The organism is Acinetobacter sp. YH12064, assembly GCF_013419735.1.
Taxonomy (GTDB): Bacteria; Pseudomonadota; Gammaproteobacteria; order Pseudomonadales; family Moraxellaceae; genus Acinetobacter; species Acinetobacter amyesii.
The window spans coordinates 146,022-165,781 of sequence record NZ_VOZP01000010.1; the positions used below are offsets into that span (position 1 = coordinate 146,022).

General features: G+C 39.9%; 23 protein-coding genes and 2 pseudogenes. 11 read left to right on the forward strand and 14 right to left on the reverse strand.

The genetic code is table 11. The annotated features are described in order from the left end of the window. Positions 1 to 10: 10 nt before the first annotated feature. Both FTU13_RS11235 and FTU13_RS11240 read right to left on the reverse strand, forming a co-directional pair. Complete coding sequence (locus FTU13_RS11235; protein ID WP_180128352.1) at positions 11 to 556, reverse strand: S41 family peptidase; 546 nt, start codon at positions 554 to 556, stop codon at positions 11 to 13. Further along, on the reverse strand, positions 543 to 1,106 hold the full coding sequence (locus tag FTU13_RS11240; RefSeq protein ID WP_180128354.1) for a S41 family peptidase: 564 nt from the start codon (positions 1,104 to 1,106) through the stop codon (positions 543 to 545). The genes FTU13_RS11235 and FTU13_RS11240 overlap by 14 nt, the downstream gene beginning before the upstream one ends. Positions 1,107 to 1,357: 251 nt before the next feature. Here FTU13_RS11240 and FTU13_RS11245 point away from each other — a divergent pair, with 251 nt between their 5' ends. The 5 genes from FTU13_RS11245 (at position 1,358) to FTU13_RS11265 (ending at position 5,052) form a co-directional block, all read left to right on the forward strand. After that, complete coding sequence (locus tag FTU13_RS11245; protein ID WP_180128355.1) at positions 1,358 to 3,346, forward strand: ATP-dependent helicase; 1,989 nt, start codon at positions 1,358 to 1,360, stop codon at positions 3,344 to 3,346. An 86-nt stretch (positions 3,347 to 3,432) separates the two neighbouring features. Beyond that, a complete protein-coding gene (locus tag FTU13_RS11250; protein WP_078189697.1) occupies positions 3,433 to 3,684 on the forward strand; it encodes an RNA-binding protein in 252 nt (83 codons plus the stop codon). A 42-nt stretch (positions 3,685 to 3,726) separates the two neighbouring features. After that, a complete protein-coding gene (locus tag FTU13_RS11255; RefSeq protein WP_180128357.1) occupies positions 3,727 to 4,089 on the forward strand; it encodes an ASCH domain-containing protein in 363 nt (120 codons plus the stop codon). A 75-nt stretch (positions 4,090 to 4,164) separates the two neighbouring features. Continuing rightward, positions 4,165 to 4,668, forward strand: coding sequence for a DUF6586 family protein (locus tag FTU13_RS11260; protein WP_180010190.1), 504 nt, complete (start codon positions 4,165 to 4,167; stop codon positions 4,666 to 4,668). Between the two features lie 105 nt (positions 4,669 to 4,773). Continuing rightward, entirely contained in the window at positions 4,774 to 5,052 is a 279-nt protein-coding gene (locus FTU13_RS11265) for a hypothetical protein (RefSeq protein ID WP_078192732.1), read from the forward strand. Positions 5,053 to 5,130: 78 nt separating this feature from the next. Here FTU13_RS11265 and FTU13_RS11270 read toward each other — a convergent pair whose 3' ends face one another. The 5 genes from FTU13_RS11270 to FTU13_RS11290 all read right to left on the reverse strand — a co-directional run bounded on the left by FTU13_RS11270 (position 5,131) and on the right by FTU13_RS11290 (position 9,433). Then, on the reverse strand, positions 5,131 to 5,373 hold the full coding sequence (locus FTU13_RS11270) for a hypothetical protein (protein WP_078192731.1): 243 nt from the start codon (positions 5,371 to 5,373) through the stop codon (positions 5,131 to 5,133). A 184-nt stretch (positions 5,374 to 5,557) separates the two neighbouring features. Beyond that, positions 5,558 to 7,276, reverse strand: coding sequence for a cation:proton antiporter (locus FTU13_RS11275; RefSeq protein WP_168377889.1), 1,719 nt, complete (start codon positions 7,274 to 7,276; stop codon positions 5,558 to 5,560). A gap of 141 nt (positions 7,277 to 7,417) precedes the next feature. Continuing rightward, the gene (rpmG, locus tag FTU13_RS11280) at positions 7,418 to 7,573 is read right to left on the reverse strand and encodes a 50S ribosomal protein L33 (RefSeq protein ID WP_001205031.1); all 156 of its coding nucleotides are present in this window, start codon (positions 7,571 to 7,573) and stop codon (positions 7,418 to 7,420) included. 12 nt (positions 7,574 to 7,585) lie between these two features. After that, positions 7,586 to 7,822: a 50S ribosomal protein L28 gene (rpmB, locus tag FTU13_RS11285; RefSeq protein ID WP_000048256.1), complete on the reverse strand. Its 237-nt coding sequence runs from the start codon at positions 7,820 to 7,822 to the stop codon at positions 7,586 to 7,588. 162 nt (positions 7,823 to 7,984) lie between these two features. Further along, positions 7,985 to 9,433 carry a coniferyl aldehyde dehydrogenase gene (locus tag FTU13_RS11290; protein WP_180128359.1) on the reverse strand — a complete coding sequence of 483 codons (1,449 nt, stop codon included), beginning with the start codon at positions 9,431 to 9,433 and terminating at the stop codon, positions 7,985 to 7,987. 116 nt (positions 9,434 to 9,549) lie between these two features. Here FTU13_RS11290 and FTU13_RS11295 point away from each other — a divergent pair, with 116 nt between their 5' ends. The 5 genes from FTU13_RS11295 (at position 9,550) to FTU13_RS11315 (ending at position 13,230) form a co-directional block, all read left to right on the forward strand. After that, positions 9,550 to 10,251 carry a TetR/AcrR family transcriptional regulator gene (locus FTU13_RS11295; RefSeq protein WP_180034938.1) on the forward strand — a complete coding sequence of 234 codons (702 nt, stop codon included), beginning with the start codon at positions 9,550 to 9,552 and terminating at the stop codon, positions 10,249 to 10,251. A gap of 79 nt (positions 10,252 to 10,330) precedes the next feature. Next, positions 10,331 to 11,197 carry a formyltetrahydrofolate deformylase gene (purU, locus tag FTU13_RS11300; RefSeq protein WP_078192727.1) on the forward strand — a complete coding sequence of 289 codons (867 nt, stop codon included), beginning with the start codon at positions 10,331 to 10,333 and terminating at the stop codon, positions 11,195 to 11,197. A 210-nt stretch (positions 11,198 to 11,407) separates the two neighbouring features. Further along, on the forward strand, positions 11,408 to 12,172 hold the full coding sequence (locus tag FTU13_RS11305) for a TonB family protein (RefSeq protein ID WP_180128361.1): 765 nt from the start codon (positions 11,408 to 11,410) through the stop codon (positions 12,170 to 12,172). A 30-nt stretch (positions 12,173 to 12,202) separates the two neighbouring features. Then, the gene (locus tag FTU13_RS11310; RefSeq protein ID WP_078192725.1) at positions 12,203 to 12,826 is read left to right on the forward strand and encodes a MotA/TolQ/ExbB proton channel family protein; all 624 of its coding nucleotides are present in this window, start codon (positions 12,203 to 12,205) and stop codon (positions 12,824 to 12,826) included. Then, a complete protein-coding gene (locus tag FTU13_RS11315) occupies positions 12,826 to 13,230 on the forward strand; it encodes a biopolymer transporter ExbD (protein ID WP_078192724.1) in 405 nt (134 codons plus the stop codon). Before FTU13_RS11310 ends, FTU13_RS11315 begins: the two co-directional genes overlap by 1 nt. Before the next feature lie 86 nt (positions 13,231 to 13,316). Here the strand turns inward: FTU13_RS11315 and msrA are convergent, their stop codons facing one another. The 5 genes and pseudogenes from msrA to thyA form a co-directional block, all read right to left on the reverse strand. Continuing rightward, the gene (msrA, locus tag FTU13_RS11320; protein ID WP_180024449.1) at positions 13,317 to 13,841 is read right to left on the reverse strand and encodes a peptide-methionine (S)-S-oxide reductase MsrA; all 525 of its coding nucleotides are present in this window, start codon (positions 13,839 to 13,841) and stop codon (positions 13,317 to 13,319) included. Between the two features lie 159 nt (positions 13,842 to 14,000). Continuing rightward, positions 14,001 to 14,459 carry an META domain-containing protein gene (locus FTU13_RS11325; RefSeq protein ID WP_111884063.1) on the reverse strand — a complete coding sequence of 153 codons (459 nt, stop codon included), beginning with the start codon at positions 14,457 to 14,459 and terminating at the stop codon, positions 14,001 to 14,003. 84 nt (positions 14,460 to 14,543) lie between these two features. Beyond that, positions 14,544 to 15,614, reverse strand: a complete 1,071-nt coding sequence (locus FTU13_RS11330) for a DUF4105 domain-containing protein (protein WP_180106279.1) — start codon at positions 15,612 to 15,614, stop codon at positions 14,544 to 14,546. Positions 15,615 to 15,641: 27 nt separating this feature from the next. Then, positions 15,642 to 16,154: a dihydrofolate reductase gene (locus FTU13_RS11335; RefSeq protein ID WP_180010197.1), complete on the reverse strand. Its 513-nt coding sequence runs from the start codon at positions 16,152 to 16,154 to the stop codon at positions 15,642 to 15,644. Between the two features lie 100 nt (positions 16,155 to 16,254). Further along, positions 16,255 to 16,536, reverse strand: a pseudogene (gene thyA, locus FTU13_RS11340) (thymidylate synthase); the annotation flags it as partial. Between the two features lie 199 nt (positions 16,537 to 16,735). Between thyA and FTU13_RS11345 the strand changes: the two are divergent. Beyond that, a pseudogene (locus FTU13_RS11345) lies at positions 16,736 to 17,203 on the forward strand (IS5-like element ISAba12 family transposase); the annotation flags it as partial. A gap of 724 nt (positions 17,204 to 17,927) precedes the next feature. Here FTU13_RS11345 and FTU13_RS11350 read toward each other — a convergent pair. Beyond that, a complete protein-coding gene (locus FTU13_RS11350) occupies positions 17,928 to 18,347 on the reverse strand; it encodes an AAA family ATPase (protein WP_180128365.1) in 420 nt (139 codons plus the stop codon). A gap of 158 nt (positions 18,348 to 18,505) precedes the next feature. Beyond that, positions 18,506 to 19,525, reverse strand: a complete 1,020-nt coding sequence (locus FTU13_RS11355; protein WP_151839329.1) for a hypothetical protein — start codon at positions 19,523 to 19,525, stop codon at positions 18,506 to 18,508. Between the last annotated feature and the right edge of the window lie 235 nt (positions 19,526 to 19,760).

Sequence of the window (19,760 nt, forward strand, 5' to 3'; positions counted from 1 at the left end):
AGTGTTACTTCTATAAGCGATTTTCTAAATAGTGCTGTGCCAATGTGACTTCTGCATCGTACTCAGTTGGATTTTGCGGTTTAGGGAGGCGAATATTAGGTGCAATACCAATGTCGTCAATTTGCTGCCCCGTACGGCGGTGGATAAATGTGGTTGCATAATACAGTGTGAATTGTTGAGATGGCGTTTTGATGGTTCGAATATTCGATGCATCTAAAGCACCATAAGTGTTACGCCCCATGACTAAAACATTCGGATTTTGACGTGCGGTTAAAATAAACATTTCACACGAACTACCGCATTCTTCATCTGACAGAATAACAACTTTTTTGGGCGTAGCTTTGACGTCTGAATGGGCGATCACATATTTTTCCTCTTTCTGCTTCGTCATCCCAACCCAGCTATTTTTATTGCTTTCAAGTTTAGCAATCATACGATTAAATTCTACCTTGATTTCCCCATCAGGTAAGGTTTTGGCTGTTTCTTTCCATGATTGAATATTTTCTGTAGATGCATAAATTTGGGGTATTTCAAACCAATACTCAGCTGCTCCCAAAAGTGGATATATCAAATCCGCCTGAGTTTTTGCGTAGATCAAGAATTAAATAACGTGCGTCTAACACTTGGTTTTGATTGTCTTGAATGATCTTTTCAAGTTGATCTTGAACAGACAGAGCAAAAGTTGGGATAGTAATTAAGGTTGTCTGCTCAGATAATTTTTGCGTGGTCACGAGATTGCTTGATTGTATTGTTGAACTCTCTGTGATGGCTTCTGATATGGTTTTTCGGCCTAAGCTCAGATGGCCTTTACGGATAGATTTCAGAAAGTGATTGGTGATTTCTTTACAGGCATCGACCGAATTTACTTGTGTAATTTTAGCGTTTTGCTTATTTATGACCTTTTGAATATTTTCTGGATAGTTGTCCCAGTTTTTTGCTCGAATACCCGCATCATTTTTGAGTATAAATTCAGAGCTAAAGTTAAAATCTTTTTGGCACTCACTAGGTGTCATGGGGCTAAGTTTATCTGCAGCTTGAATACTTGGACATGGAAAAAAACTACTACTCAGTACCAACAGAGAAAGCTGTGAAAATCTATTGAACATGTCATGATTCCTAGAGACGGTTATTTTCTAAAGTTATAAGCCTATGGATTTAAATAGGTCTTTGTTTTTCTAATGATATTGATTTGTAAATCTACTGATTTTTTACTGTATAAACAATGAAAATTTTAAATGAATAGTCATGGTTAAAACGGTGTGTTTCCGCGTCAAGTTGAGTCACTTTGTAGTCGTCTACGCTGTGAATTTAGGGTAGCTCTGTTAAACTACCAACTCACATAGCACGATGAGACACCATGAGTTTAGCCAACCTGATTGATGAATTAAATCCTCAACAAAAACAAGCCGCAACAACAGAAGCACAGCATAGCTTGGTTTTGGCAGGAGCAGGTTGTGGTAAAACCAAAACCATCGTGGCGCGTGCAGCTTATTTAATTGATCAAGGCGTGCCTGCTAATCAAATTCAAATTTTGACTTTTACTCGCCGTGCGGCCAGTGAAATTGTCGCTCGTGTGGAGCTGGCTCTAGGTGAGCAAGCCAAAGGGTTACGCGCATCAACCTTTCACACCTTTTGTATGTACCTTTTGCGCCGCATTCCAAAAGCCTTTGGTCTAGAACAGTTTTCGGTTATTGATCGTGATGATCAGCTCATGATGTTCCGTCTGATTCGTGGTCGTGATGATAAGAAAAACCCCAATTACTTGCCCAAGCCGAAAGAACTCTGTGATCTGTATTCCTTTGCGCGGAATACCCGTCAAAAACTCAGCATTGCCATGGAAAAGCAAATGCCTGAGTACTTTGCGTTAAAAGATCAAATCGCGGATATCATGAAAGAATACGAAGCTCGTAAACGTGCGCGTAGTTTTTTAGATTATGACGATATCTTGGCGATTGTGGCGAAAGCCTTGGCGGAATCAGATGGACTGGTCGATTATGTCGCTTCAATTTGTCGCCACATGTTGGTTGATGAAATGCAGGATACCAATCCGCTGCAATGGGCGTTACTTGAGCCACTAAAAGAACGTGTCAGCTTGTTCTGTGTCGGCGATGATGCACAGTCCATTTACGGCTTCCGTGGTGCAGACTTTGAAAATATTCATCATTTCAAAGAGCGTGTACCCGACGCACAGATTTTCAAACTCGAAAAAAATTATCGTTCAACCCAAGAAATTTTAGATCTGTCGAATTGGTTGTTGGATGAAAGTGAAATTAAATATGACAAACGCCTAGATGCCTATCGTGGTGAAGGGATTAAGCCGAAAATGCATATTTTCCCGAATGAGTTTGATGAAGCCAGATGGATTGCCATTGATATTAAAGAGCGCCATTACCTCGAAGGCAGCAAATGGTCGGATCATATGGTGCTTGTGCGTTCAAGCTTTGCTGCTCGTCATATTGAAGCGGCCTGTATTGCCGCAAACGTGCCGTATCGCTTTATTGGCGGCATGAAATTACTTGAAACAGCCCATGTAAAAGACTTACTCAGTGTATTGCGTGTAGTGGCCAATCCTTTAGATGATATTGCATGGATGCGCTTTTTAACCTTGTGGAATGGTGTGGGTGATGTAGGTGCGAGTAAGTTATCGCAGCAGATTTTACTCGAGCCAGAAATGCAAGCCATTGCAACCAAGTTGGAAAAGTTTGGCAAAGTACCTGATCAAGCGATTCTGATGATGAAGCAAATGTCGGTGTTGAAAGATCAAGTCAAAGAATGTGTAAGCTTGGCTGTTCAAGCGATTTCTGAGCAGCTGGAAGAAAACTATAAAAAAGATTGGAACCGCCGTGTCGGGGATTTTGATTTGGTGAAACAACTGGCATCAAAGCATACACAGCTCAGTGAATTTCTTGAAGAGTATGTGCTCGATCCTGTGTCTATTTCTGAAATTGAACGGCAATCTGACAATGATGTCGTGACTTTAATTACCATTCATTCGGCAAAAGGAACGGAGCAAAAAGTCTGTTATGTGGCGAATGTCACACCAGGGCAATATCCGCATGCACGTGCCCAAGGTAATTTCGATGAAGTGGAAGAAGAACGTCGGGTGTTATATGTGGCGCTGACACGTGCGCAAAATGAATTGATTTTGACTAAGCAAAACTTGAACCACTGGGCGCGTGAAACTGTCGATGAGCAAGGGCGTAAAGTAGAAAGTTACTTTATGAATGATTTAACTCGAAACCTATGTAGTTTGGAAACACATTATAAAACCCGTCAGCAAACCGTAAAAAGTGCGTTAATCGAAAGAAAATCGATTAATTTAGATTTTGGTATCGATCTCGATTAAAATAGATTTTTGACGTGATTTACACGCAAGTTAAAAAGCAAAATAGACAAATGCTTTTTGATGATGCTGTCTATTTGGAAGATTGAATGAAAATTTTAGTACGTAACTTAGAGCGTTCAGTTACTGAAGCAGAATTGGTTGAACTGTTTAAACCATTTGGCGCAGTAGAGTCTGCTGTTGTTGTTATGGATGCAAGCACAGGTAAATCGAAAGGGTTTGGTTTTGTCGAAATGCCAAATGGTCGTGAAGCTGTAAAAGCGATTAAAGGCCTGAATACTTTGAAAGTCAAAGGTGCGGGTATTCGCGTAAAAGCGGCTGAAGATAAGCCTAAAGCATAAATTTAAAAAGGAGCGTTACGCTCCTTTTTTTATCGGTGATCTATGAAAAAATGCTACTCGGCTTTGTCGATTGTTGCGCCATCTGGTTTGAACATTGCTTGTGGGCTTAAAACGCTTGAAGTCCGCTCATGGCAGCCCGAACATTTGCCTTTAAAAGATTTAGTGATCGTGGAAAATCAACTCTACTTACATGAAAGCGGAGATGAAGATATTGGACGTGCAGTGGCGATGGTTGATGTATATGACGTTCATGCATGGACTGAAACAGAGGTAGAGCAAGCGCAGGCGACATATTGGGCAGCAGGGTACTGGGCTTGGCGTCTGGAAAATATCAGGATGATTGATTGGGATATGCCTGTTCCCGCAAAGCGTGACATTTATTTAATTGAAATCGATCATCCATAATATTTATTGTGAATTTCCTAAAAATCCGTTTAAGCTTATTCATGTAGAAAAACGCCAAAATTTAGGGAATTGTTCATGTCTCGTGTTGCTCGCTTTCATGCTGATCGTACCAATCAAAAGTTATATTTTAGCCGTCTTGCATGTCAGCAAGCTGAGCAGACCGATCATGTTCAACAAGCTCAGGCTTATCGCGAAGCAGCAGTTTTTCATTTGCATGGTGCAGTACTTGCGTTTTTACAAGAGTTGGTGCGTTACTATCGTTTAAATGATCCTGCGCCCACGTTAAAGTCGATTGAAACGCTGATGGCTGAAAAAGGTCAGGTATCACCTGAAGTGACTGTTATGCAGCAATTGGCAAAGCAGGGCTTTATTGCAGAGCTGAAACGCGCACATCGTATGTGTCAATATGCACCTGAACCGTCTGCACCAGAGCCAGAAGATGAAACGTCTTCAAATTTAATTATTAAAGTTACCCAAACACCGCAAGCATGGTTGCCAGATACCGCTATTTTGCGTGAATGGCATCGTGATCTAACTCAATTAATTGATGGATTTCGTAACGAGATGGTGGAGTTCTAATCGGACTATTGCTACTTGAAATAAATTTATTTAACCCGATATAAGATTATCTAAGTAATACAAAGTGCAGATGCCTTTATCACCATGTTGCGCATGGAGGGATATATGTCTATAGAACAGTTGAAAGAACTCTTTGGGAACCAGGAAGCAATTTTAGAGCTGGTTCAATTGGAAGGTGGTGAGTTGGCATTGCGTAATGCAGGCTCAGAAAAAGAGCCTTTGGTGACTATCCAATTCAATGAAGAATTACGCAATATTTTGGGCGATCAAATGAGTGTGATCGCTCAGCAAATGATTCAGGCTGCATTGTTTGGTTTGTTAGAAAAACAAGTGGATGAATGGCATGCCGAAGTGGTTGATGAAAAGCCAAAATATATGAGCTAATCATATAGCTGCTGACTTTGCGGATCATGATAATGAAAACGCACCTTTTGGTGCGTTTTTTTATATCCAAAATGGCACTTAGACTGTGCCCAGTTCAGTAGGTGAGATCAGTATCGAACCTAAAAATACAATAAAGACCCCGATGAGCTGTAAGAAAAAAGGATTTTTGGCATCTTGCCAATACAGAATCAGAAAGACGATGGAAATGGGATAAAACAATAGACAGCCCAGTCCCCATAAAATACTGGTTTTAAATGCAGCGATGAGAAAGCCCAGACCACCAATCAAAATAATGGCAAGGCCTAAATAGAGGATGTACATGTTTTTCTCGTTTCTTGTTTGAAGTTTTTAAAAATGATGCTTCGTTTGATGCTTATTTTATCAATATGTTTTTTAAATTCAATTATTTGTAATTTTAAAATTAATGAATTATATCCATTAAAAAAAGGCGATGCTTTAATGCATCGCCTTTTTGGTATTGCCCCTAAGCGTTTTATTTAGGCATTTAGTGTGTCGGTGTTTGGTGATGCGCAATTTGGATTTGATTTAAAATATGATTGCTCATATTTTTCGCCATTTCCTCTTTGGCATAATAAACCTCACCGACATTGTCACGACGAATGACTTCAGCTTCTTCTTTGCTTTCCGCACAAACCAATACTTGGATAGAGGGATTCAGCATTTTTGCAATGTCGACAATTTTATGAATATCTAAAATATCCATAGGTGAAATGACCAAAAGGCGTGCGTGTTGAATATGGGCTTGAATTAAAACACCCGGTTCTGTTGCTACACCGGATACCGCAGCGATGCCTTTTTCCCGCAAGTTTTCCACGATTTCACGGTTTTCTTCAGCAATAACCACTTTAATGTTTTCATTCATTAATTCGCGGGTAATACGACGACCGACTTCACCATGACCAATCAGCACCACCTGATCACGCAGATAATCCTGTGAGACCTCATCCGGCAACATGGCTAATGGGTCACTACTACGTTCCAGTAAACGGGCCAAATTCGAGCGCTCACGGATGAGTCGCTGCATAGGCTCGATGGCAGAAAATACAAATGAATTTAGCGTAATCGAAATTAATGCACCTGCCAATATCAGGTTTTGTCCTTCCATGGAAAGGAGGTTTAGAGATACACCTAAGGTCGCCAAAATAAACGAGAACTCACCAATCTGCGCCAAACTCGCCCCAACGGTTAATGCGGTATTGATGGGGTAACGGAAGAACAACACCAACGCCATTGCAGCGATGGTCTTACCAATCATGATAATGCCGACCACAGCTAAGACGTGAAGCGGTTGTTCAATCAAGATCCGTGGATCAAACAGCATGCCGACGGAGACGAAAAACAGAATCGAAAAAATTTCACGAAGTGGAAGGGTTTCTTCTTCTGCACGGTGACTAAAGTCCGATTCTTTGACTACCATCCCAGCAAAAAATGCGCCCAGTGCCATGGATACACCAAATACCTTGTAGGCACCAAAGGCAATAGACACGGCTGCTGCAACCACGGTGAGCGTGAATAATTCACGTGAGCCTAAGCGCGCAACCACTTGCATAATCATTGGCACTAAGCGTTTACCAATGATTAGCATAAAGGCAATAAAACCTGCCACTTTGAGTAAGGTAATACCAAGGGTGAGCCAGATATTTTCATCTGCACTACTTTCTGTGAGTGGCTGTCCACCAAGCAATACTGCTGTGGCAGGGAGTAAGACCAGAACCAAGACCATGACCAGATCTTCAACCAAGAGCCAGCCTACAGCAATTTTACCATTCACGGAGTTAAGTAAGCCTCGGTCACCGAGAGCCTTGAGGAGAACCACCGTACTTGCACACGACAAACTTAAGCCAAACACTAAGGCTGAGCCCATGCTCCAGCCCCAAAGCATGGAAATTCCCATACCCAGTAAGGTCGCCACTGCAATTTGTAAAATGGCACCGGGCAAAGCAATACGACGGACTTGCATCAAATCATTGAGTGAAAAGTGCATACCCACGCCAAACATCAGGAACATGACACCGAGTTCGGCCAACTGGTTGGCGAGATGGATGTCACCAACTACTCCAGGCGTATTTGGGCTAATAATAATACCGGCAATCAGATAGCCGATGAGGGGAGGAAGTCGCAGGCGCGCAGCTATATAGCCAAAAATTAAGGCAAAACCAAAGCCAACAGCAAGTAATATTATGAGTTCTACATCATGAGGCACTAAAAACTCCTTAAGCCTAAGTTAAGGGTAAAAAAGACAAGCACAAAAAGTGCCAAAAGCATTTTGAAAGTTTAGCAATTCGAATAAAAAAAATGCAAAAAAAAACGACCTAAGCAGGTCGTTTTTTTCAAAAAACTAAAATTATTTGATTTTAGCTTCTTTGAAAATTACGTGTTGACGGATTTTTGGATCAAATTTTTTGATTTCCATTTTTTCCGGCATAGTACGTTTGTTCTTAGTGGTAGTGTAGAAATAACCTGTACCAGCAGAAGAAACTAGGCGAATTTTATCACGCATGTTCGTAGCTCCTTAGATCTTTTGACCTTGAGCACGTAGGTCAGCAACAACCTTTTCGATGCCCAATTTGTCGATAATACGCATACCTTTAGTAGTTAGACGAAGACGTACGAAACGTTTTTCGCTTTCTAACCAAAAACGGTGGTGATGCAGGTTCGGCTCGAACCGGCGTTTAGTTTTGTTGTTGGCGTGTGAGACGTTGTTACCAACGACTGGACGCTTGCCGGTAACTTGGCAAACCTTAGACATGGTGTAACTCCATTGATTTAGCCAACAGCAAATCTGTATGGCCAGTCAAAAAAAACATTGAATTCATTCAAGGGGCGTTTTATATCAAAAATGCGCTTAAAAGACAAGCGATTTTGCATAAAACGAACGATCACCTAGTGTGATCGTTCATGCCTTGATCGTTTATCGAAGAAGTGTCTTCGAAATCAGTTTGTGGATCGGCTTATTGAACGGTGGAAGAATGAATTTCAAACTATAGAGTTTTGGATTCGACATCACCGAGCGTTCATGCGACAAACTGAAGAAACCTTCTGGACCATGATATTTCCCCATACCCGAAGCCCCCACACCGCCAAACGGCAGGTCATCTTGAGCCACATGGGTTAATACCGTGTTTTGTCCGAAATGTCCTGAATGGGTACGTGTTGCGACATAGTCGGCACGTGCCTGATCAAAGTCGAAATAGTATAAAGCAAGTGGACGAGGACGGCTATTAATAAAAGCAATAACCTCGTCAATTTGATCATATTCCATGATCGGAAGGATCGGACCGAAGATTTCATGCTGCATAATTTGCATGTCTGGAGTGACACCCGTTAAAACAGTCGGTGCAATTTTACGTACAGCGTCCACATTTTCATTTTGTGGGTTAAAACTGATGATTTGTGCGCCTTGATCACGTGCATCTTCTAAATAACCTTGTAGGCGCTTGTACTGCTTGTCATTAATAATCGAGGTGTAGTCCTGATTATGAGCAATACTTGGGTACATAGCTTCAACGCACACTTTATAGTGATCTAAAAATTCAGCAGTTTTACCACGAGGTAAGAACACATAATCAGGTGCAACACAAGTTTGACCTGCATTCCAAAGTTTACCAACCGCAAGACGCTGTGCAACATCCGCAAGGTCAATAGACGGATGAACCAATACAGGTGACTTTCCGCCTAATTCTAAAATCACAGGAACTAAGTTTTCAGACGCAGCAGCCATGACGGTTTTACCGACATTGGTTGAGCCAGTAAAAATCATTTTATCGAAGGCAAGGTGACTAAACGCATCTGAAATTGGGCCACCACCATTGACGACTGCGACCAATTCTTGAGGAAATGCTTCTGCGAGGGCTTTTTCTAATACATCACCGAATGCCGCAGAGGCACTCGAGATTTTGATCATGGCATGGTTGCCCGCAGCCAAAGCACAAATCAGTGGGCCTATAGAAAGAAGCAGTGGGTAGTTCCATGGCGTAATAATGCCGACGACACCAAGCGGTTGATATTGCACCCATGCTTTTGCAGGTTGATGAATAATTCCGACATGGCGTTTGGATGGTTTCATCCAGTCTGTCAAATGCTTGCTATAATATTTGATGTGTTCAAGACATGTGAGCAACTCACCAATCTTGGTTTCACCAATAGAACGGTTACCATAGTCTTGATTAATTGCATCAGCAAATTGATCTTGATACTTAACTAAGATACGCTTAAGCCGAGCCAAACGGTCAATACGTTCCTTCGCTGTAGGCAATGGGTAACGTAAATACGATTGTTTCTGCTGTTCCAACATATTGTTGAGATGCTGGTGATCAAAAGAATGTGGTGTCATTGAAGTTGTTTTTGTTTGACTATTCATGTCGCACGACCATATCCAAATTAGCGATTAATTAATTTTTAGAGCAAATACTCTAAATAGTCAAGTTACTTTATGTGTTAGTGTTCTAATGCTTTGAAATAAATGGTTGTTTTAGGATGTCTCACACCAAAACCTTAAAAACGAAAGAACGTATTTTGCAGCTGAGTTTGCAGTTGTTTAATGAGCGTGGCGAGCGTTCAGTGACAACCAATCATATTGCTGCTGAACTGGGAATGAGCCCAGGTAACTTGTATTACCATTTCCGAAATAAAAGTGAAATTATTAAGGAATTAATGGAGCAATATCAGCAAGAAACGCTAGAAATGTTAGCGCTTCCTGATGATCGTCAATTAGATGCCAATGATAAAATTCGCTATTTTCAAGTATTAAGTAGCCAATTATGGGCTTATCGCTTTTTACATCGTGATGTTTATCACTTGGTCGAAAATAATGAAGATTTCCGTAAAATGTATCCACGTTTTGCTGGTCAAGTCATGCAACAAGGCCAGAAAATTTATCGTGCCTTTGTCGATGCAGGTTTAATGCAGATGACTGATTCTGAAATTGAGGCCTTAACCATTAATTTGTGGATCGTGCTGACCAACTGGACCAACTTCCTTTATATGTCGGGCCATATTACCGACTCCAACACTTTGGAAGAAAAGTGGGTGTGGCAAGCACTGCGACAAATGGTGTTCTTAGAAGGCGCATATCTACGTGGTGAAAGCCGTGAAACCTATGAGCGATTGCTCGAAACTTTAGGGCCGTCGGACTTATTTGCAAGTCTTTCAAACGTAAAGCATCAGGTTACTGAATAAGACTATTTAGTCTGGCTTTAAAAAGCGTTAGAATACTCGGCTCTTTTTTCAATTTAACTGATTAGTGATATAAACCAACATGAATATGTCGACCGCTAACACAGCACGCTTACTCATTACCTGTGAAGATAAACCAGGGATTGTGCAAGCTGTATCGAGCTTTTTGTATCATCAGGGAGCAAATATTACCGCACTTGATCAATACGCGACTGAAGCTCAAGGGGGGCGATACTTCATGCGTGTTGAGTTCGAATTGGACAATTTACAAAGCCGTAAAGAAAGTCTAACTCAAACATTTGCGAGCAATGTTGCTGAGCGTTACAACATGCACTGGCGTTTAGCTTTAGTCAGTGATGTGAAGAAAGTCGGTATCTTGGTGTCAAAAGTTGACCATGCTTTGCTTGAGCTGTTGTGGCGTCATGCACGTGGTGGTTTGCCATGTGAAATCACCAAAGTCGTGTCTAACCACGATGCTTTACGTGAATCTGTAGAAAATTTCGGTATTCCGTTTGAAGTTGTTCCTGTGAATAAAGAAAACAAACGTGAAGCTTATGAGCAAATTGATCAGTTGATGCAAGGCAATGATTTACTCGTTCTTGCTCGTTATATGCAAATTTTAGACGAAGAATTTGTTCAAAAATGGGAAATGAAAGTGATCAACATTCACCATTCATTCCTCCCAGCCTTTGTTGGTGCGAACCCATATAAGCAAGCGCATGAAAAAGGCGTGAAACTGATTGGTGCAACAGCGCACTATGTAACTGCTGATCTTGACCAAGGTCCGATTATTGAGCAAGACGTAGAGCGTGTAAGTCACGACTTTACCGTTGAACAATTGCGCGAGTTAGGTCAGGACGTAGAGCGTAATGTGCTCGCACGTGCAGTCAAATGGCATCTTGAAGATCGTATTATTGTCGATGGTAATAAAACTGTTGTATTTCAATAAAACGAGATGAATTTTTGAATAAAAGGGCATACTTTAGGTATGCCTTTTTTATATTATGATTAAAAAAAGTCATTAAATCTGACGAATTAATAGTTGCAAATGAAAACACTTCTCATTTATTATTGCCGTACTTTAATTGTGCTAACCGATGAGCATGATTGTATTTTTGACAAAATAAATGCAATCGCTTCTTCAAGGTAACTGAGTTTAATGAGTCAATCTCCCGCTCCAATGATGCAATCACCTAACCCGATGAAAAAGAAAATCATTACTGCGCTTCTCGCTGTTGTGGCAGGGCATATGGGGGTATTGTGGGCGGTCAGCAATATGAAAGCACCAGAACTTAAACCGATCGAAAAAGATCCGATTAAAGTTCGCTTTGTGAAGATTGTTGAAGAGAAAAAACCAGAACCTCCGAAGCCAAAACCAGAACCGAAGAAAGAGCCACCAAAGCCAAAAGAAGTTAAAATTGTAGATAAGCCTTTACCACCTCCACCGAAGAAAGTGGAAAAAGTGGAACAGGTGAAAAAGAAAGATGCGCCGAAACCAACTGTTGAAGCGGTCAAAAACGTACCACCAACACCTGTTGTTTCAACTGTGGTTTCTGAAACGAAAGTCGTTCGTGTTGAACCAACACCTCCGGCACCTGTTGCACCACCACCTGCGCCTCCAGCACCACCTGCGCCACCGACACCTAAAACTGTAAGCATTGGTAATGGTGTCAGTTGGATTAAGAAACCGAATGTTCAATTTGAAGATGGTGAATTAAAAGCGTCGTGTACAGTTGAAGTTGCGATTGCTGCAAGTGCTGAAGGTAAAGTCGAATCAGCAACGATTAAAAACTCGACTTGTGGTGCTGCTGTGAACCGTAAAGTGACTGCAGCAGTGAAGCGTGCGCGTTTATCCAAATATATTGATAATGGTGTCGCAACTCCGACGCGAGTTGATCAACCATTTAACTTTAAACTTAATTAAGATTCCGGCTAACCCATTAGGAGTTCGAATATGAACTTTTCAGTTTATTGGCAACATGCAGATGCAGTCAGCAAAACACTGTATTTCGTGTTACTTGCAATGTCGATTGCGACTTGGACGATCTTCGTTCTTCGTATTATGGGCACACGTCAGCTCAAACAAGTGGCGTATAACCACCTTGCAGATGCACTAAGCAAACTGAAAGCGAAATTTGCTCCTTTGGCTTTTGAACAACGTAAGGCTGTGGCTGAACAAGCATTACTACGTCAAATTTCGGTAGAAAAAGCTAATGCTGAAAAAGGCGTATCTGTATTGGGTACGATTGCTTCAATTGCACCGTTCGTAGGTTTGTTCGGTACAGTATGGGGTATTTTCCATGCCCTTGTAGCAGTGGGTAAAAGCGGTCAAGCGGGTTTAGCGCAAGTGGCAACTCCAGTCGGTGAAGCTTTGATCATGACCGGTCTTGGTTTGGCTGTGGCGATTCCTGCGGTATTGGCTTATAACATTTGTGTTCGTTTTAACCGTACACTGTCGAATGAATTGCAAGATCAAGCGCATGGTTTATTGATTGATACTATGTTGCAACAAGAATCTGCAGCGAAGAAAGAAGACGTGAAAACTGCACAGCAAAGTTTAGCTGGAGGTCAAGCTTAATGGCTTTTCAATTGGGTGAAGACAACGATGCTGGCATGAATGAGATGAACCTCATTCCGCTCATCGATATTATGTTGGTATTGATGATCATCTTCTTGGTGACTGCGACTGTTGCCAACCCATCAATTCCATTAACCTTGCCACAAACGACTGCAGAAGTGATTGATCTGCCAACTGAAAGCGTAACCATCAGCATTAACTCAGCGGGTGATATCGCTTGGAATGGTGATATTGTCACGCTCGAAGATTTAGAAAGTCGTCTAAATACAGCTGGTCAGCAAGAACGTAAGCCTGCATTGGTATTAAAAGCCGATAAAGAATCACGTTATGACACAGTTGCACAAGTGATGTCGCGTGCGAGTGGAGCCGGACTCAGCGATATCGCCTTTGCCAGTGATAACTAAGCACTGAGCAAAGATAACTAAAAAAAGCGACTGAAATGTCGCTTTTTTTATGTCTCTATTTTGAAAATAGATGCCGTTTAATTAGATCACTCAGATTTGAGTAGGTCTTGAAATTTGCTACGTAATTTCATGAGTTTAGGTGGTATTGAAAAATTACAATAACCTTGGTTTGGGTTACGTGCAAAGAAGTTTTGATGATATTCTTCGGCAGGGTAGAAGGTTGGCATTGGACTCAGTTCAGTCACGATATTGATGCCTTCAGCTTTTAATTCTTCAATACGTTGTTCAGCAAGCTGCTTTTGTGATTCGTCCTGATAGAAAATCACTGAGCGATACTGTGTACCGACATCATTGCCTTGACGGTTCAGCGTGGTTGGATCGTGAGTTGCGAAAAATACATCTAGCAATTGGCTAAAACTGATTTGGCTGTCATCAAAATTGATCTGAATGACTTCTGCATGTTGGGTATTCCCCTCACAAATTTGCTCATAGCTCGGATGCTGAGTAACTCCCCCTGCATAACCACTGACGACTGTTTGCACGCCCTTTAGTTGTAGAAAAACTGCTTCTACACACCAAAAGCACCCACCACCAAATACCGCTTGTTGCATAGTGAAATCCTATTTTGTTCCCTGATGTTTAATATGGGGTTATAGCTAAAAACTGCAATGTACGTCTGTATACTAATCACTAGTTTATGTGCATTAAATGTCTCTGGCATGACTGAACAGTGAATAAAAAAGTCTGCCGAAGCAGACTTTTTTAATGATTTAACGCGGTTGAACAGCGCTTTCATATTGAATTAATAAATTGCCGTGACGGTCTAGCAATTTCAAGGTTTTTCCAAAAACTTGATAATGCGTTACCTTTTCGAGTGCTGCATGGTACTGTCGCTCTAGCCCATTGTTATTGAGACAAGCCATTTGTGTCGCAGCAATCGGGCCAAACGTTATGGTGTCTTTGCCAGCATTATAGCCACCCATTATACGATTACAGCCGTCTGCACCTGAGACACGTTTTGAAGCCGCATCGAATTGAATGCTTGGAATATTATGCGCATTGGGTGCTGTTTTGATTGGAGTGTTGCCGATCTGAGTGGCAATCCAAGTACGGTTTTGTAATAGGTTTAAATTTTCAGTTATGGTGTTGTCTTGTGCAGGCATGCTTTCACAGCCTGTCACCACTAAAGTTGAAACCAAAGTTGCAGCAACAAATATTTGTTTTAGCATCGGAATTTCCCCGTGGAAGCATTTCAACTATCTAAGCAAATATCGCACAGATAAGCTAGCCATATTTGTATCAATATTTAAGAATTACAATTGATTGGCGCTTGGATTGGACTGTGAATGCGGCAAACCTTGTCGGATTAACTTCGAATATTGTTCACTGCTCAGTTGCTTGATTTGAGAGACACGAGGGTTAACATGGGCTTTTTGATACCATGTTTTCATATCCCAATTTTGGTCTATGGCATGGAGGTCATATAAATAATTCGGCAAATAACCGGATGCAAATAAGCGGTAATCGGTTGGAAGTTGATGTTTGGAAACAGCTTGAATCATGTCAAAAACCAGTGTTGTACAATTACTGGTGAGCGTGTTGTACCATTTAGGTTGAGTCTGCAGTTCATCGGCTTTATGTAAATATTCAATAAACAGCGCCTGCATTTCAGATTTTGGCATGTTTACGGGGAAGAAATAGACCTGTTCTCCGCGTGTATTGCTGCGGGTATAGATGATATCTTTTTCATCTGATGCAATAAGGCTCAGTTCATATTTACGGAAAAAACCACCAATCGCAGAGAATTCTTCGTTTTTCTCTTTGCGAATTTCAATCGAAAATGTCAGCGGTGGTCGGTCAGCAAAATCAAAACTGACCAAGGTATGGGCGATTTGCGGCCCCATCCAATACGAGGTAATGATGTTGACGCCATTGATTTGACTCAGGTCATATTGGCGGGTTTCCCAACGCGGGGTATAGCCGCCATCGGCATGCCAGTCGAAATTACGCACATTGTGCAAGGTGACGAGATTGCCTTGCTTTTCATAATGTAGAATTTCTGCTACTTCAGGATTCCATTCACGATCTTGGCGTGCTTCCATGCCAAAATACCAAAATAGACCACAGATAAAGCCCACAATATAAATCAAGACATCTTTACGACGGCTAAAAAAGTGTTGGGTAATATAGATGCCTAAAATGCTCAGGGCGAAAGCAATCCAGATCCCAATGATAATGCGGCTGCCTAACCAGCCTGCCGGTTGCTGTATCCACAGGGCGGCACAGAGCCAAATCGAAGAGCAGAGGACAAATACACTAAATAGGGCATGAAGAATACTTCGCCCTATTTTTTTGAACATTGCTCGTTGGTCACTCTGTTGCATATTTTTCTTTTAGCTTAAGATTTTTCTTTATTTTCGGTAAGTTGCGAACTCAAAAGCAATCCCAGTTTTGTCGTCGATATGTTGTTCTGACGCCACTTTTTGAAAGTCCGCAGGAATTTCAGGATAATGCGCATCACCTTGAACATCCAGTTCAACATGCGTGAGTTCTAAACGGTCTGCAATGCCGATGGTTTGCTTAAAAATTTCACCACCACCAATAATAAACAAACTCGTTGGTTTTTCTGAACTTGCAACATCAGCAACAGCTTGCGTTAATGCCTCGTCGATACTATATGCGACTTTGGTGCCTTCAAATGACCAAGTGTTATCTCGTGTAATTACCCAATTGACACGCTTCGGAAGGGTACGTCCCATAGACTCTAAGGTTTTGCGTCCCATGACCACTACACCGCCTTGAGTGATGGCTTTAAAGTGCTGTAAATCGGCAGATATATGCCACGGCAAATCATTCCCTTTACCAATGCAGCGCTGCTGATCCATAGCGACAACGTGCACGATTTCTAAATTTTGAAATGCCATAGTTTGAACTCAAATAGCCGAAATATTTGCCGTCTATTAGAATGCAAAATCCCGCTTGAGGTAAAGCGGGATTTTGCTTTTCACTTGGAATTTCTAAAAATTAAACCGCAACAGGGGCTTTAATCGCAGGATGTGATTCATAACCTACGATTTCAATATCTTCAAATTTAAAATCGAAAAGATCGGTAATTTCAGGATTGAGTTTTAATTGGCACAGACCCATTGGTTCACGTGTCAGTTGCAACTGCGCTTGTTCGAAATGGTTGGCATATAAATGTGTATCCCCACCGGTCCAAACGAAGTCACCTACACCTAGACCACAAACTTGCGCAATCATGTGTGTTAACAGGGCATAGCTGGCAATGTTAAACGGCACACCTATCAGTTTTATACACCCAATTTTTTGCACAATATGCATCTTTTGGTAAAGATGACTACCATATTCTAAGTGTGCAATTTATATATTGCACACTCTATCTATCTAAGACATTCACAAAGAGAGCTTAGACTAAATTATACTTATAATTGGCTTTGTTGTACAAACCTATCTGTAAAGGGTTTTTCAGCGATATAATTTTCAAATGAAGAAGCCTGCACACAAAATCTACCGCACAACCAATTGGCCCGCATATAACCGAGCACTCATGAGTCGCGGAAATATTGCCATTTGGTTTGATCCTGCTACGCAATGGTATGCTCCATCAAAAGGCAAACAAGGGCGAAATCAAACCTACTCCGACGCAGCTATCCAATGCTGCTTAATGATTAAATCCTTATTCCGTCTGTCTTTACGTATGGTCACTGGCTTTGTGCAAAGTCTGATTAAACTTTGCGGATTAAATTGGATAGCTCCAGATTACACCACGCTTTGTAGAAGACAAAAGCATATTGATATTGTAATCAGCTACCAAAAAAGTAGCGATGGGCTGCATCTACTCATGGACTCTACAGGCATGAAGTTTCTAGGTGAGGGCGAATGGAACCGCAAGAAACATGGACCTGAATATCGTCGCCAATGGCGTAAACTTCATATTGGTATAATTGAAGAAATTAAATATTCTTTAATCGCCGAACGACTTGGATATGAAACAGCCGAAATATTTTTAGATTGGATTCAAGGAAAACAAGAACCAACTTTTACTGAACTTAGAAAAATTGCAGATTTCTTAGGTGTTAATCAAGACTGGTTAGTACATGGGTATGGGCATCCAACACCGCATTCTTTTTTTGAAGTAATAGGGAATCCAGAAATCGATATACCTAAATTATTTTTAACTACAGGGAAAACAGATCAAGAAATTTTGTTATCAGAAATAAAAAAATTCATTTTGTACGTAGTCTTTCAGATGAAGGTGAATTATTAATTATTCGTGAACAAAAAAATGGATTTGTAGAAGTATTAGAAACAAGAGCTCATATTTCAACTTCTATTGGTGAAGGTGGTCGAATCACATTACAAAGTTTTGCTCGATTATGGAAAGCACTTTACGATAGCTCACACCGTTGTTTGATCGATAGTTATTTAATAAACTCTTCTAAATTCAATCAAATTAGAGAATTTGATATTCATCCATTATCCATTATTCGTAAAACACAAACTTCTTTTTGGTGGGAGGAAATTTGGAAAAAGACTACGAATAAAAATATACGAGAAATGTATATTGAACTTTGGGCTGACTGGGATTCTACATCAGCTTTGGCAAGTGAAGGTATTAAATAAAACAGGGAGTGATTAAAATCTGGATTTGTTAGATTAGGTTTGAGCTAGTACACTTAATTTTCTTCACGGATATCTTTAGTACTTTGCACCAAAGCATTATATTGAGTTAAGTCGTTTTCTTTTAATCTTTCCAGTATAAACTTTGCAGCATTAATCATTTCTTGAGAAGAAATTGGTTTCATTGTTCTATCAAATATTTCTTCTGCATGGGAGTATTCATTTGCAATCCTATCAATAAGTTTAAATTGATTAAGATTATTTTCTGAATCGAAGAAATTTTCCCTAAATTCTGATTTATTTTGATCAGAGGGATACTTGAAATAGCTATAGACTTCAAAAAATTTTCTCATATTATTACTAAAATTGTAAATTTGGTCTGGAGTTAATTCAGTTGTTACTTGTGCACAGTTCCATATTTGTGAAAATAAATAGTTAAACTCAGTATTATATTTTCTTAAATAATTTGGGTGCATATTCTTATCTGAATGGACACCTAGTGGTACGTAGTATTGAACACTGATTCTTATTCTACTTGGACAGTAGTTTCTCCTTCATTAGTTCACCAGTTCACCAAATCAATAAATTTTATCAATTCATCAGACTCAAATTATTTTCAATATTAGATAGCAGTCTAATCTTTTATCTTACTAAAAAAATCTGGCTCTTTTGAGCTGATCCCATATGTACCATGTCTCCATTTTGCCTGTGGTAACCCAAATTTTCCTAGCTTCCCATTCTCATAATATTCTTGTAAATATTTTCGATTACTCTCATTGCGTTTTGAATCAACTTCCTTAAAGGCCTCTAGAATTTCTGAAGCTATTTCAACATCAATGTTGTTAGTACTCTTAAAGCGTTCAAAATATTGTTTCCATGCTTCATAATTAATTGATTCATCACTACCTTTATTTCCCGAGGTAATAACAGGACCTTGCTCCATCTTAGATAAATTTTCTTTATACTTTTTTTTACGCAAGTCATTAATTTTTGGATTTTTCTTATACCTCGATAAATTATGACTGTAATTTGTTTGTTTGCTATCTTCATGACTTGCTAAGTCATCATATGCTTTCTTTTTCAGTTTGGAGGAATTAATGCGTTCATAATTACCCGCAACTTGTATAGTCTCTTTATTTTTTAATACATAAAACTTCTTTTTACGTAATGGGGCGCGATAAAAATTAATTTGTGCTATAAAAATATTTTTAATTTTTAATACATAGATATACGGATCATAGTAGGAATCTAAGTGCTTTTTATAAAGATCAGGGCTAATAAAGTCGACATTTGAACAATGTGGTAGCGGTAAAGATATCTTATTATTCTTCAAAACCTTACTAGGTTTATCAATTTTTAAGTAAGCAGAACCGATATCCTCTTTAAACCATTGTGCTATAGCAGTATTGAGTAACTGATAAACTACTTCTTTATTTTTTGTTCCTATAATGCAATCAATTTTAGGTTTTAAACTTAGTAAGAAAAAATTAATATTTTGAATATTATTACTTTTCTTAACTTCGGAATATATATAATTTAAAGCATCAAAGAAATATCCCAACAGTTCTTTTGCTTTGGTATCTAGCTTCAAGACTATATTCTCTTGAATGAGCGTATAATCTGCTATATCTTTGTTTTTATCTATATGTTTCATAACCTTACTTTTTTAAATTAAACTCTACGTAGCTTAACCTTCAGCATTTGAGATAATCCAAATACGCTTTAATGGTAATTCAGCCTTGATGTCATCATTCAACTTTTCCTCTGTACACGACAAATTTCACAGAACCCTTATCCTATCAGGATTCTGCTTTCTTAAAATTGCCAAAATTTCCTTAAACTCTTCTTTTTTCCCAAAACCAATTAAACGCTGAATCGCCATTTGAACA

Excerpts from the sequence above, each read along its gene's own strand:
- FTU13_RS11260 (WP_180010190.1), top strand. The coding sequence starts at position 4,165 with ATGTCTCGTGTTGCTCGCTTTCATGCTGATCGTACCAATCAAAAGTTA.
- FTU13_RS11335 (WP_180010197.1), bottom strand. The coding sequence starts at position 16,154 with ATGGCATTTCAAAATTTAGAAATCGTGCACGTTGTCGCTATGGATCAG.
- rpmG (WP_001205031.1), bottom strand. The coding sequence starts at position 7,573 with ATGCGTGATAAAATTCGCCTAGTTTCTTCTGCTGGTACAGGTTATTTC.
- FTU13_RS11265 (WP_078192732.1), top strand. The coding sequence starts at position 4,774 with ATGTCTATAGAACAGTTGAAAGAACTCTTTGGGAACCAGGAAGCAATT.
- purU (WP_078192727.1), top strand. The coding sequence starts at position 10,331 with ATGAATATGTCGACCGCTAACACAGCACGCTTACTCATTACCTGTGAA.
- FTU13_RS11330 (WP_180106279.1), bottom strand. The coding sequence starts at position 15,614 with ATGCAACAGAGTGACCAACGAGCAATGTTCAAAAAAATAGGGCGAAGT.
- FTU13_RS11270 (WP_078192731.1), bottom strand. The coding sequence starts at position 5,373 with ATGTACATCCTCTATTTAGGCCTTGCCATTATTTTGATTGGTGGTCTG.
- FTU13_RS11310 (WP_078192725.1), top strand. The coding sequence starts at position 12,203 with ATGAACTTTTCAGTTTATTGGCAACATGCAGATGCAGTCAGCAAAACA.
- FTU13_RS11250 (WP_078189697.1), top strand. The coding sequence starts at position 3,433 with ATGAAAATTTTAGTACGTAACTTAGAGCGTTCAGTTACTGAAGCAGAA.
- FTU13_RS11245 (WP_180128355.1), top strand. The coding sequence starts at position 1,358 with ATGAGTTTAGCCAACCTGATTGATGAATTAAATCCTCAACAAAAACAA.
- FTU13_RS11350 (WP_180128365.1), bottom strand. The coding sequence starts at position 18,347 with ATGCACCCAAATTATTTAAGAAAATATAATACTGAGTTTAACTATTTA.
- FTU13_RS11315 (WP_078192724.1), top strand. The coding sequence starts at position 12,826 with ATGGCTTTTCAATTGGGTGAAGACAACGATGCTGGCATGAATGAGATG.
- FTU13_RS11305 (WP_180128361.1), top strand. The coding sequence starts at position 11,408 with ATGAGTCAATCTCCCGCTCCAATGATGCAATCACCTAACCCGATGAAA.
- msrA (WP_180024449.1), bottom strand. The coding sequence starts at position 13,841 with ATGCAACAAGCGGTATTTGGTGGTGGGTGCTTTTGGTGTGTAGAAGCA.
- FTU13_RS11255 (WP_180128357.1), top strand. The coding sequence starts at position 3,727 with ATGAAAAAATGCTACTCGGCTTTGTCGATTGTTGCGCCATCTGGTTTG.
- FTU13_RS11295 (WP_180034938.1), top strand. The coding sequence starts at position 9,550 with ATGTCTCACACCAAAACCTTAAAAACGAAAGAACGTATTTTGCAGCTG.
- FTU13_RS11325 (WP_111884063.1), bottom strand. The coding sequence starts at position 14,459 with ATGCTAAAACAAATATTTGTTGCTGCAACTTTGGTTTCAACTTTAGTG.
- FTU13_RS11290 (WP_180128359.1), bottom strand. The coding sequence starts at position 9,433 with ATGAATAGTCAAACAAAAACAACTTCAATGACACCACATTCTTTTGAT.
- FTU13_RS11240 (WP_180128354.1), bottom strand. The coding sequence starts at position 1,106 with ATGTTCAATAGATTTTCACAGCTTTCTCTGTTGGTACTGAGTAGTAGT.
- FTU13_RS11355 (WP_151839329.1), bottom strand. The coding sequence starts at position 19,525 with ATGAAACATATAGATAAAAACAAAGATATAGCAGATTATACGCTCATT.
- rpmB (WP_000048256.1), bottom strand. The coding sequence starts at position 7,822 with ATGTCTAAGGTTTGCCAAGTTACCGGCAAGCGTCCAGTCGTTGGTAAC.